A 12,444-nucleotide genomic window follows, 5' to 3' on the forward strand; every position below is an offset into this window, starting at 1 on the left:
TCTCACCACCAAACTTCGCCGCCTGTACGGTCGTGATCGCCGCAGTCAGCGTGGTTTTACCGTGGTCTACGTGACCAATAGTGCCCACGTTTACATGGGGTTTGGTTCTTTCAAATTTTTCCTTAGACATCGCCGAACAATCTCCGAAATAATGTAATGGTCAACGCTTCAGTAAAACCGCATGCCAAAGCATACTGGAATCTGGAGCCCAGAAGCAGATTTGAACTGCCGACCTCACCCTTACCAAGGGTGTGCTCTACCAACTGAGCTATCTGGGCAAAGCTTGCTTTCTCTGGCACCTTGCCAGACAATCCCTGTAGAACATGGAGCGGGTGATGGGAATCGAACCCACGTAGTCAGCTTGGAAGGCTGAAGTTCTACCATTAAACTACACCCGCACTGAAAACGCGGCTAAAACCGCCCTGCTTCAAACGACCGGCAAGCCAAGCATTCACCGATCAGAACCAACATCCCTGCCAGTCGCTTTCGCCCGCCGTTGCAGATGCTCCGGCCACGGACAATAAATAATAAATCTGGTGGAGGGGGAGGATTACTCCGTGCATCCTGCCCTCCGCCCTCCGGGCCGGCGTCGCTCCGCTCCGCCGTTTCGCCCGCTCCCGGCGGGCGAATCGAACCTCTTTCAGAGGTTCTCATCCTCCCCCTGCCGAACAGCGGGAGTACTTTATAGTCTGGTGGAGGGGGGAGGATTCGAACCTCCGAAGGCTGAGCCAGCAGATTTACAGTCTGCCCCCTTTGGCCACTCGGGAACCCCTCCAAAAAAGAGGACGCATTTTCCAGAAAATTTCACGGATTGTCAACCTAATATCAGGAATATTTTTCCTGTGCCTCCGGACACAGGCAGGACGGGGAATCGCTGCCTATGGTCAAGTTGCTGTCACCGCAGTACACTACCCACCTTTATATATAGACGAATTGCGCCAGCAATCCCCATGCCCATACCCGCCAAGTATCTGTTTTTTATCATGCTGTTGCCCTTTGCGCTGGCCAGCTGTGCCACACACAACGGAGTGCAGCCAGCTGAAAAGGCGGCAGAAAAACCTGCTGCTCCCGCGACTTTGCCTTTCAAATCAACAGCCGTGCCGCCCAAAACCATCGACAAAGAACTCCTCTTCAATTACCTGGCCGGCGAAATCAGCGTCCAGCGCGGCGCATGGGAAGCAGCCTACGAACATCTGCTGCTGGCGGCCAAGGAAGCGAAGGATGCGGTGGCAGCCAGCAAGGCCGCGCGTCTCGCCTGGCGACAGGACGACATGAAACGCGCCACACGCGCTACGAAGCTCTGGATCGAATACGATCCCAACGCATTGTCCGCAAGGCAACTCGCCATGCTAGCCGCCTTGCGGAATGACGATATGGATACCGCCCTGGAACAGGCACACGCCATGCTGCTCATCGCCAAGGCAAGGGGCAAGGACGGCTTCCTGCTCCTGAGCTCGGCCCTGGCGACGACCAAGAACAGGAACAAGCTGCTACTAATTCAGGATATCGCCCATCAATATGCCGGGGATGCCCGGGCTCAGTACGCACTGGCCCTGGTCTCCTCCCAGGAAAAAGAATTCACCACTGCATTGCAGGCACTGGATGAGGCGCAGAAAATCGATCCGCAATGGGACAAACCCTATCTGCTGCGCGTGCAGATTTTTGCCATGCAGGGAGACGAGGCAGGTGCAGAAAAACTGCTTCGGGAGGCCGCAGACAAATACCCCAGCCCGGCACTGCTCGAGGCCTATGGCCGCCTGCTGATGCAGCAGAAACACTACGAAGAAGCACTGAAGTATTTCCGCAAGGCGCTGGATCTCAACCCCAAGGATCACGAACTGTTGTATGTGGTGGGCGTTCTTGCACTGCAGACCAGGGACTGGGATCTGGCCAGGTCAACCTGGGAGCAGCTGCGGGACAATCCCCGCTATCACAAAGAGGAGGAAGCCTGGTATTTTCTGGGTCAGCTCGAAGAACTCCGGGGCAACCTGAGGCAGGCCACCGAAAACTACAACAAGATCAAGGCCGGACGTTTGCGTAACGACGCGCAGATACGCACTGCCATACTCACCGGTAAACTGGGCAACCTGGAAGAATCTCATGAGCTGTTCAACGCATTGCGACTCACTGACCCTGACCAGGCCGTACAGATCTACATCACCGAAGCGCAATTGTTGAAAGATCTGCACAAACCAGAATCTGCACTGAAAATCTATGATGAAGCCATCAACGCCTACCCTCAGGATGCGGATCTGCTTTATGCGACAGGCCTGCTGGCAGCGGACCTCGGTGATATCGAAAAGGCCGAGGCGGACTTCAAGGCAGCGCTGGCCATCAAACCCGACGATTCAGACGCCCTGAATGCACTGGGCTACACTCTGGCCGACCAGACAGACCGCTATGAAGAAGCCTATGCCTATGTAAAAAAAGCGCTCGAACTGGATCCGGAAAGCCCCGCTATCCTCGACAGCATGGGCTGGGTACTGTTTCGCATGAAAGAATACAGCGAAGCACTGAAATACCTGCGCCGGGCCGCTGAAAAACTTGATGACCCGGAGATCTTCGCCCACCTGGGAGAAGCACTCTGGACCACAGGCGCCAAAAAGGAAGCCCGGGACATACTCGACAAAGCCAGCAAAAAGTATCCGGACAACCCGAAACTCAAGGATGCACTGAAACGCCTGCAATGAAGCCATCCGACGTGTTTTGGCCGGCACCGGCCAAACTCAACCTGATGCTCCGGGTGACGGGCCGGCGCTCCGACGGCTACCATCTGCTGCAAACCGTGTTCCAGTTCCTGGAACTGGCGGACCGGCTCCGTTTCGATGTCCGCAGCGACGGCAGAATAAGCTGCCGGCCGGCTATTCCTGGCGTCAGTGATGAAAACAACCTCGCCATCATGGCGGCCCGCCTGCTGCAACAGCATTGCAACTGCCCACTGGGCGTGGACATCCAGATCGAGAAGTGTCTGCCCATGGGAGGCGGACTGGGCGGCGGCAGCTCCAATGCAGCAACCACCCTGGTTGTACTCAATCGCTTATGGGGACTGAATCTTTCCCCAAGCGCTCTGGCCGAACTGGGGCTGCAGCTCGGCGCAGATATTCCCATCTTTGTCCACGGCAAAGCTGCCTGGGCAGAAGGCGTCGGTGAAAAGCTGCAGTTCATCAATCCGCCCGAACCCTGGTATCTGGTGCTCTCACCCGGATGCCACGTCTCAACTGCCGAAATTTTTTGCGATTCCCAATTGACACGGGACGCCGAGACAATCACAATACGCGACTTCTCTGCGGGACAGAGGGCGAACACCTGCCAGAATCTGGTAGCAAGCCGCTATCCCGAAGTCTCTCGGGCATTGTCCTGGTTAAGCCAGTTCGCCGAGGGCAGACTGACCGGCACAGGAGCCTGCGTATTCGCTGAATTCGAATCGCGGCAGCAGGCGGAAGACGCACTCGGTCAGATTCCCGCAGATATGACAGGTTTTGTGAGCCGGGGAATGAACAGATCTCCTCTGTACATGAAACTGGAAAAGTTTAATGGGGCGTGGCCAAGTGGTTAAGGCACCGGACTTTGACTCCGGCATCGCAGGTTCGAATCCTGCCGCCCCAGCCATTTTTCAAACATGCCGCCCAAGGGCGGCTGACCTGTAAATCAAGGGGTCCAACACGGTGGCTAGCAGTGGCATGATGGTCTTTGGCGGCAACGCCCATCCAGAACTGACCATTGAAATCGCAGACTATCTGGATCTCGCACTGGGAAAATCTGTCGTCGACCAGTTCAGCGACGGCGAAATTCAGGTCGAAATCGAGGACAATGTTCGCGGCAGGGATGTGTTCGTGGTTCAACCCACTTCCGCTCCCACCAACGACCACCTCATCGAACTGCTGGTGATGATCGACGCCCTGCGCTGGGCTTCGGCCAACCGCATAACTGCGGTCATCCCCTATTTCGGCTATTCCCGGCAGGACCGCCGGCCAAGATCCGCCAGGGTGCCCATTACCGCCCGGCTGGCGGCAAAAATGATTGGCACCGCGGGCGCCGACCGTGTACTGACCATGGATCTGCATGCCGACCAGATTCAGGGCTTTTTCGACATCCCGGTGGACAATATATACTCCTCACCCATACTTCTGGGTGACATCTGGCGGCAGAAGTACCCCGAACTTATCGTGGTATCTCCGGATGTCGGTGGCGTGGTACGTGCAAGAGCACTTGCGAAACGCCTTGACGATGCGGACCTGGCCATCATCGACAAGCGTCGCCCCAAGGCCAATGAAGCCCAGGTGATGAACATCATCGGTGACGTGGAAGGACGTTCCTGCGTGATCGTGGATGATCTGGTGGACACTGCAGGTACCCTGTGCAAGGCCGCCGATGCACTGAAATCTCATGGCGCCGCCCGGGTTGTGGCCTACTGCACGCACGCCGTGCTGTCCGGGCCTGCCGTTGATAATATCAACGGCTCGAACCTGGACGAACTGGTGGTGACAAACACCATCCCGCTGCAACCGGCAGCAAAGAATTCGAGCAAGATTCGCCAGCTCTCCATCGCAGGCATCCTGGCAGAATCCATGCGCCGCATAAACAACGAGGAGTCGGTAAGCTCGCTGTTTATGGACTGAACACCGTGTGCACCGCACACAGAACCTGCCCTGACATGACTGGTCGCGATTATGCCGGGGTTTCTTTTACTCTCAGGAGAAAGTAATGTCAGACATACTAACTATTCAAGCAGTAGCCCGCAACGACGGGGGGAAGGGTGCGAGCCGCCGCCTGCGTCGTGAAGGCCTGGTTCCCGGCATCATCTATGGCGGCGGACAAGATCCGGAAATGGTCGCTACTGCACACAACAAACTGCTGCAACTGCTGGAGCATGAAGCCTTCTACTCATCCATCGTCGAAGTGGAAATGGACGGCAAAAAGCAGCGCGTGGTACTCAAGGACCTCCAACGCCATCCCGCCAAGCCTTTCATCCTGCATTTCGACCTGCAGCGCGTTGCCGCTACCGACCGCATCAAGATGAACGTACCCCTGCACTTTACCGGCGAGGAATCCGCTCCCGGCATCAAGGCAGGAGGCAGCATCTCCCATACCATTGTCGATCTGGAGATCATCTGCGAAGCGCAGAACCTGCCGGAATACATCGATGTAGACGTATCGGGTATGGATGTCGGCGACATGCTGCACCTGACAGACATCAAGCTGCCTGAAGGTGTCGAGATCGTGGCATTGACCCACGGTGATGAGCATGAGCACGATGAACTCGTAGCCGCCATGCAAGCCAAGGCAAAAGCTGTCGAGGAAGAAGAAGAGGCACCGGCCGAAACCGAAACCCCGGAAGAGCCTGCCTCTGAAGAGGAGTAACCTGGCCATCTGGCACCAACCATGAGCGGCGGCCTGCGGGTCGCCGTTTTTGTTTCCGGAGCAACATCATGCAAGAAGGTATTCGCTGCATCGTCGGTCTCGGCAATCCTGGCGACAAGTATCAGTACACCCGCCACAATGCCGGGTTCTGGCTGGCCGACAGACTGGCGAACCGCTTTGGGCTGCAATTACGCGCTGACAACAAGTTTTTCGGCCAGACCGGGAAGCTATCCCTGCCGGGCGGGGATTGCTGGCTGCTCAAGCCCATGACCTTCATGAACCGCAGCGGCCAGTCGGCCAGTGCGCTGGCACGTTTCTATCGTTTTGTACCGGAACAGATTCTGGTGGTTCACGATGAACTGGACCTGCCCGCGGGATCGGTGCGGCTGAAAAAAGGTGGCGGGCATGGCGGGCACAACGGGCTGAGAGACATCATTTCAGCGCTCGGCAGCAAGGATTTCTATCGCCTGCGCCTGGGCATAGACCATCCCGGGCACCGGGATCAGGTGACAGACTATGTGCTTTCGAGACCGTCCAGGGAAGACCAGCAGAAGCTTGAACAGGCCATCGACACCAGCATCGACCACATCGAAGACCTGCTCGAAGGTAATTTTCAGCGATTCATGAACGAGGTACACCGGGATAGCTGAAGCCCTCCCGTTCCCAGCAAAGAAAAACCGCGTTACCTCCTCCTTTGATCATGAGGGATAACGCGGTTTGTTATGTACGGCAATGCACGGGACGGTTTGCGCCGCCCGGCATTTTCTCTAACTGCCGTTTACCCCGAAGACATACTTGGGCTTGAACAGATAAACCAGCACAGGTAACAGCATCAGCGCGGTAAACACGTCGATGACCAGCGCCTCGCCAATGAACATGGCAAGTCCCCAGGTGTTGGCCAGATCCGTCGCCACCAGCGGGATAAAGCTACCCAGCAGCACGACAACAGAGACGATAACCGCCGACCCGGTAGTATTCAACGTCTTGCGCAGAGAAGCGCTCCAGTCGCCCGCGGTAGCCGCCATTTCCTCACGCAGACGCGAGAACATGTAAATACCGTAATCGACACCCAGACCCATGGCAATACTCAGTGTCACGAGCAGGTGGAATGCCAGGTTGCCCGACCATTCCTGCACAGAGGTAAAGTAGCCGCCCAGACCGTACTGGGCAAACAGGGTGATCAGCAGGGTGAAAATCAGGATTCCGGACACCAGGAGGGAGCGGAAGATCAAAGCTGCCACCACGAACACCACGAATGCGGTGAACAGGGGGCCGGTCAGCCAGTTGGACATGGCAACCTCGCGGGTGGCCTCGGTCGCACCCAGGAATCCGCCTACGGCAGGGCGCACATAATTGGGCCCCGGCTGTGACATTTCATTGCTGTCACAGGCTTTATAGAGTTTCGGATCATCCACGGGTCCGCAACGCAGGCCGAAATTGACCTTGCTGAAGCCTTTGTCGTTCTTGTGCTCTTCGATGTACTGCTGGATATCCATGGTGACCTGGTGAGTCTCCCGTGGGTCCATCGTATTGATGAAACCCAGCACCACACCTTCATTCCAGTCGGCGGAAACAAAAGAATCCATATCCCCGTCCGAGGTCATCATCTCAAGCAGGCCATTGTACAACTGGACAATACCGTCAGGATCTCGGTCATCATCCGGATCAATAGCCGTCAGAAATGCCCTGGAGGGAATCGCCAGATCTTTCACATCCGGCTTCACACCGGGTTCGGCACTGAGCAGCATATTCACCAGACGGATGTACTGGGCGTATGAACCCGTATAACCAATGAACGGATGGGAACGCATCCAGGTTTCAATCGCCTCCATGTCCGCCAGTACATCAGCATCATTGAAGACACCCTGCGCACCGCAAGCTTCCGCATCCCAACAGCCACGAGCTTTCTTCTCTGCTGAACAGATGGCGTTACGTTCCTTGACATCCTCGATATCGTAGATCTCTTCGGGGAACAGCTGATCTTCCGAACAGTCCGGTAACACAGGCTCCTTGCCACGTATGGGAATACTCACGGAAATAACACCGGGCATGATCTGGTTCAGCTTCACCAGGTCCTTCCAGATCTGTGAACTGCCCTTGAAGGCCGCCCGCGCATAATTGATGCCTTTTTCCACGCCCGGCATGATGTCGCCTTCCTGCTCCATCTTGACCTGCGCTTCGGGATCACCTTTCCAGTTGAAAATATTGGTGTAGTAGACAGAGACTCCCATAATGACAACGATGAATCCGATGGGAATCCACTTGCCTGGCCCCATGACGATCTTTGCCAGAATGCCACCCACAGTGACTTCCCAGCTGTGACCACCAGCCTGACAGCTTTCCCTGGTTGGGGGAAATTTGGTCAGCAGCAGAGGGATGAGCGTCGTCGTCGTGGCCAGCAGCGTCAGCATGCCGAACATACCGAACCATGCATAGGCCTTGTAGAAGGAAATATCCACCGTCGCCAGTGTGGCGAAACCCACCATGTCGGTGATGATGGAAAGTGTCGCCGGTACGATAGTGTGTGAAATCGCCTGACGGGCCGCTTCATCGCAATCCCCGCAGGCGCCATAATCCAGCAGGAACCGGCGGGTAACCTGTACCGAGTGTCCGATCCCGATGGCAAGGAGCAACATGGGCGTGAGCACCATCATGGTGGTGAGCTTGAACGCTGTGAAACCCATGAGTCCGAGAGTGAAGGTAATGGTCATGCCCACACCCAGCAGCGGGAAAAAGGCACCGCGCCAGTCACGGAATTCGAGCCACAACACCAGTATGACGATAGCGATGGAAATGGCGAACAGCCACCATTTATGTACCAGGTCCGCCAGCATCCAGGCCAGGAAGTAGGGCTCGCCTGCCACCAGCAGCTCGATACGGTCATCCTGGGACACCTCATCCATGAGTGCACGCACTTCCTCCACCCAGGGCAGGTAGATTTCCTTCACTTTGTCCGTATAGTCGGCAATGATGTAAGCTGCCTTGGCCACGCACTCTTCCTTGTGGTAATCCTCATAGGCGCAACGTTTGCCATCCTTGTCGAACATGGCCACCAGCATCGGCGCCATGACGGGGTTTGTCTTGATGCCTTCCTTGAGAAAATCCAGTTGCTCCCTTGCCTTTGCAGGATCATCGGTACTGATACCGGAGGTGGGAATGAGACGCTTGAACACCAGGCCATTGTCGTCAGAAGTCATGTACTTGATCTTCTGTGCGGCGAAATCGATGAAGTTCTCTTCCCGGGAAGTCGGCAAAGCCACCAGCTTGCGGTGCAGATCCTGCACTTTATTGATGAACCAGGGCTGATAGATATCCCCTTCCTTCACCCGCAATGAGAAAACCATGAGGTTACCCATGCCGAAATTGTGTTCGGCATACAGGTTGGTCGCAACATAACGGTTGGTGGGAGGCAACAGTGTATCCGGATCATTCCGGACATCCAGCTTGGGGATATACAAGGCGCCTACAATAGTACCGATGATCAACAGAATAATGATCGGCATGCGGTTTCTCAAAACGAAATCCGCGTATCTTTCTGCAACCCCTTTCTTTTGGATCTGCTCTCCCATAAGGAACTCCTCGATATGCTGCTAGTTAGAATTATCGAAATATGGCGGGTTGAGCCTGTTGCCAGGCTCTGAAAAACCTCAATACCCGGCAGCCGCCAGGCATTGTATAAATTTGACAGGCAGGCACATGGCGTGCCTGCCTGTATTTACTGCTTAGACAATGAACCTGTTATTCCCAGATGTATTTCAGACCGATCTGGGCATTAGAGGACTCCTTGAACTGCCCAAAGGTAGTGTTTTCATCACCCCAGTAGAAGTTCAGTTCTGCTGAACCGATGAATTCATCGGTGAAGGAGTATTCAACGTCGAAACGGTTCCAGTAACCACCACCATCTTCAGCCATGATGATGTTGTTCCAGCGACCGAGCTGACTCTCACCGAAGGGCTTGGAAAGGAACAGGGAATAGAATTCCTTGTTTTCCCAACCCTTGTTCATGCCATTGGTCAGGTGCAGGGTGGAGAAATCACCCGTATAGCGGGAACAGTCATAGGTATTGCCGGCCTGTGAAGTGCAGGTGCGCTTGTCATCCACGAAATCCAGATTGTTCTGCTGGATGAACTGGCCACTGATCAACATGTTGGTCAGCACGGTAATATCCACACCGATGACATAACTGAACTTGTCCATGTCTTCCATGGTCAGGGCATGGGTCAGATCTCCGATACCCAGCAGGCGCTTGTCGACAACAGGCTGCTTCTCATCCTTGTCATACAGCAGCTCAGCACGGAATACGACCGGCAGGCTGCCAAACTGGGTGCCATAGTCCAGAGAACCACCAATGCTGTGTACGCGGGAACGGGTTTCCGTCATGCGCATATTCACGCCATTCCCATTGGCATTGGGCATACCCGTGGTTGGGTCGAATGCACCATAGAACTGGCCGGCCTTGTTGACAAGCAGAATGGTCGGCATGGCATCCAGGCTGGTCATGGCATTGTTTCCAACTTCGTTGGCTGCCAGTGTATCGCCAGGGTTGGGCACGAACACAGGATTGCCCCCGGGATCCGTCATACCGGTATCCATCGCACGGGCACGCAACACCGTCAGTTCCTCGCCAGTCACCTTGTCATGCCAGCTCAGGTTGATTTCAGGGTTGGCGCTGTAGTGATAGAAATAGTTCAGGCCGAAGTTCAGGCCATTGTCCAGGGATCCCCGGTAACGCAGCCCGGCATTCGCCTTGTAGTAATCCGGGTCATCAACCTTGTAACTGGTGGTCGCACCGGAGAAGGTACCGTTGGCGTTCATGGTGGTGAAGGTATTGAAGGTAGCGAAGGTTGCATTGGGCATGTACTCGAATGCAGACTTCGGGTTGGAAGGATTCCAGCTTACCTGCGTAACCTGAGGACCATTGACATTCATCAGGTTGGTCTTGTTGTTGTTGGCATTGGGATCGCCGGTATACAGGCCGTTCTGGGCGATGTTGTTCAGCACGATATAACCAGGACCAAAGGGCACTGGCGTCTGCGTACCGTCACAACCGGTTGGCGGGCAGGGGAAGCCAAAAATGGTTTCGGTACTGGCAAAACCATCCACGGTCAACCCCGCAAACGGCAGCAGTCCTGCAAAGTTGAGGTTACCGGTAAACATACCACCGAAGGCAGCACCATTGAAGCTGCCGGCCACACTTGCCAGCGCCGGCGTGACATTCAGGAAGCCATTGACACCACCAGTGATGGAATCAACACCCTTCATGATGAAGGGATGCTTGGAATCGTCATCACGGTTCAGACCCGGAATGGCGTTCTTGCGGTTCTCGGAAACGATGAACTGGATATTTCCGGTCTCGCCGATATTGCGCTCTGCATTGATCATCCAGATGGGAATACGTGAATCTTCCATGGAATTCTGGGCCATCTCCCGAAAGTCTGTCGGGTTGATGATGTCGAGCAGCTTGATGCCGTCAGCAGTCCCCCAGACCACCTGCTGTTTACCCAGACGGAGATTCCAGTCTGATACGGAAACATCAGCATACAGCTCACGCAGCCAGTCGTTCTGTGTGTAGCTTTCATGACACTGGTAACTACTGTTTACGCCTGCGGAATCACAGACGATGTTCAGATCCATGTGCCAGCTTGCATCGTCACCGATAAGACCATTGATGAAGAACCGCGCGGAGTTCTCGAACTTCATGATGTCGCCCGCACCGTGATGGCGATCGTCCAGCATGCTTCGCGCTTCACCGGTCATCTGACCGTCATTCAGGTAGACCGCGGTTTCATTTTTCAGGAAGCCATTGACCTCGATGTCTTCAAAGAAACTGGCATTTGCCGAAGCCGGCAGTGCCATGGCAGCAGCAACTGCCAGATAAAGGGATGAACGTTTATACATTTTACTCTCTCCGAAATCAGGCGCGGCCGGTACAGGCAGGCCACACCACTGGATATATTGCCCCGGACCCCCGAAACAACCGGGAATCCAGGCTTGTTTTCTGATTAACGCTTGATCTTCCGCAGTGTCTGCTCGGACCAGAGTTTGTTGGCGAAATCTCCATTGGCAACGCTCACCCCTTCGGGGATAACCGCCCAGGTTTCATGGCCTGTAGCCAGCGTCTTGCCATACCAGTAACCCCAGAACTGGGCACGGGGATCATCAAGCGGTGCATCAACCCAGTTGCGGTCGATGACCTTGATCTTGTTTCCACCCTTGAAGTATTCGGTGCGGTAATCGGCAAAGGTCTTGGCATCCACGTAACTGATGCGATAGTCGTACCACCAGTTCTTGAACTTGGTGGTGCTCTTCAGCTTATAGACTTCCTTGCCCTTGTGCTCGCAGGCAGCTGCAGGCAGGTTGCGCGTGTAGCGGCCACGCTGATTCTCGGGAATATCGATGGCACCCAGGCAGTCATTGAAGGTTTCTTTGCCCTGCAGCTCATGGGTTTCGTGAATCGGTTTACGCAAGGTTACATCACCAAAGGTGAAGTCACTGCCCCCCCAGGCATCATCATGCGCAGGCTGGGCAAAACGACGGATCTTGCGCAACGCCGGCAGCCAGATCATGTAGGACTGGGACTTGGCATCATCGACATAGTCGGTGATCAGCATGCCCGTGCCCCGCAACTTGCCTGAACGGAAAATTGCCAGGTCTTTTGCCTGGATAACACCGTCGTCGTAATTGTTGTTCAGGAAGCGTTCGAGGGTGATGGTAGTGGGTTTCTCGCCTTTCCCCTTGAGTATGAGGGTAGTAATCTTCTTGCCTTTCTTGGTGATGGCGTAGTTTTTCATGGCATAGAAATGGTTTACGAAATACACCTGATTGGCAACCTGCTCTGCAGTCAGATCTCCGGAGGGATAAGGCAAGTCCTTTGGTGTGCCGGCCACTGCGGTCAGGCTGGTAGCCATCAGCGCAGCGGCGACAGAGGCAACGATTTTTTTCTTAATCATCAATTCAGTTCCTACGACTAGAGTTTAGAGTAAGCAACATTGTTCCACCGTATATTTTCGGGTGAAATAAAGTTGCTATTTTGTTCATACTGCCCGTTAGAGCTTGTTCTATACGCTGATTGCTGCATCCTGC

At 55.0% G+C, this 12,444-nt stretch carries 9 protein-coding genes, 4 tRNA genes and 1 other RNA gene; 6 read left to right on the forward strand and 8 right to left on the reverse strand.

The window, feature by feature from the left end:
* From ACOCD2_RS05120 to ACOCD2_RS05140, 5 genes are all read right to left on the reverse strand, one after another.
* The coding region (locus tag ACOCD2_RS05120; protein WP_293672440.1) for a GTP-binding protein at positions 1–130 on the reverse strand (130 nt) is incomplete at its 3' end.
* 72 nt (positions 131–202) lie between these two features.
* A tRNA-Thr gene (locus ACOCD2_RS05125) sits at positions 203–278 on the reverse strand.
* Positions 279–324: 46 nt separating this feature from the next.
* Positions 325–398, reverse strand: a tRNA-Gly gene (locus ACOCD2_RS05130).
* 136 nt (positions 399–534) lie between these two features.
* Positions 535–675, reverse strand: a non-coding RNA gene (locus ACOCD2_RS05135) — RtT sRNA.
* A 15-nt stretch (positions 676–690) separates the two neighbouring features.
* Positions 691–775, reverse strand: a tRNA-Tyr gene (locus ACOCD2_RS05140).
* Between the two features lie 175 nt (positions 776–950).
* Between ACOCD2_RS05140 and ACOCD2_RS05145 the strand changes: the two genes are divergently transcribed.
* The 6 genes from ACOCD2_RS05145 to pth all read left to right on the forward strand — a co-directional run bounded on the left by ACOCD2_RS05145 (position 951) and on the right by pth (position 6,011).
* Complete coding sequence (locus tag ACOCD2_RS05145) at positions 951–2,690, forward strand: tetratricopeptide repeat protein (RefSeq protein WP_293643709.1); 1,740 nt, start codon at positions 951–953, stop codon at positions 2,688–2,690.
* The gene (gene ispE / locus ACOCD2_RS05150) at positions 2,687–3,556 is read left to right on the forward strand and encodes a 4-(cytidine 5'-diphospho)-2-C-methyl-D-erythritol kinase (protein WP_293643707.1); all 870 of its coding nucleotides are present in this window, start codon (positions 2,687–2,689) and stop codon (positions 3,554–3,556) included. The genes ACOCD2_RS05145 and ispE overlap by 4 nt, the downstream gene beginning before the upstream one ends.
* Positions 3,535–3,609: transfer RNA gene (locus ACOCD2_RS05155), tRNA-Gln, on the forward strand. The genes ispE and ACOCD2_RS05155 overlap by 22 nt, the downstream gene beginning before the upstream one ends.
* A gap of 71 nt (positions 3,610–3,680) precedes the next feature.
* Positions 3,681–4,619, forward strand: a complete 939-nt coding sequence (locus ACOCD2_RS05160; protein WP_305800177.1) for a ribose-phosphate diphosphokinase — start codon at positions 3,681–3,683, stop codon at positions 4,617–4,619.
* Between the two features lie 85 nt (positions 4,620–4,704).
* Positions 4,705–5,361 carry a 50S ribosomal protein L25/general stress protein Ctc gene (locus ACOCD2_RS05165; protein ID WP_293643703.1) on the forward strand — a complete coding sequence of 219 codons (657 nt, stop codon included), beginning with the start codon at positions 4,705–4,707 and terminating at the stop codon, positions 5,359–5,361.
* Between the two features lie 68 nt (positions 5,362–5,429).
* Complete coding sequence (gene pth, locus ACOCD2_RS05170; protein ID WP_293643701.1) at positions 5,430–6,011, forward strand: aminoacyl-tRNA hydrolase; 582 nt, start codon at positions 5,430–5,432, stop codon at positions 6,009–6,011.
* 117 nt (positions 6,012–6,128) lie between these two features.
* On the opposite strand, the gene ACOCD2_RS05175 is transcribed toward pth, so the two are convergent.
* The 3 genes from ACOCD2_RS05175 to ACOCD2_RS05185 form a co-directional block, all read right to left on the reverse strand.
* Positions 6,129–8,864 (reverse strand): efflux RND transporter permease subunit, encoded by a 2,736-nt coding sequence (locus ACOCD2_RS05175; protein ID WP_293643699.1) that lies wholly within the window; start codon positions 8,862–8,864, stop codon positions 6,129–6,131.
* A gap of 235 nt (positions 8,865–9,099) precedes the next feature.
* Complete coding sequence (locus ACOCD2_RS05180; protein WP_293643697.1) at positions 9,100–11,259, reverse strand: RNA polymerase-associated protein rapA; 2,160 nt, start codon at positions 11,257–11,259, stop codon at positions 9,100–9,102.
* 104 nt (positions 11,260–11,363) lie between these two features.
* A complete protein-coding gene (locus ACOCD2_RS05185) occupies positions 11,364–12,311 on the reverse strand; it encodes an outer membrane lipoprotein-sorting protein (RefSeq protein WP_293643695.1) in 948 nt (315 codons plus the stop codon).
* Positions 12,312–12,444 lie beyond the last annotated feature (133 nt).

Source organism: Thiolapillus sp., assembly GCF_048562965.1.
Lineage (GTDB): Bacteria > Pseudomonadota > Gammaproteobacteria > Chromatiales > Chromatiaceae > Thiolapillus > Thiolapillus brandeum_A.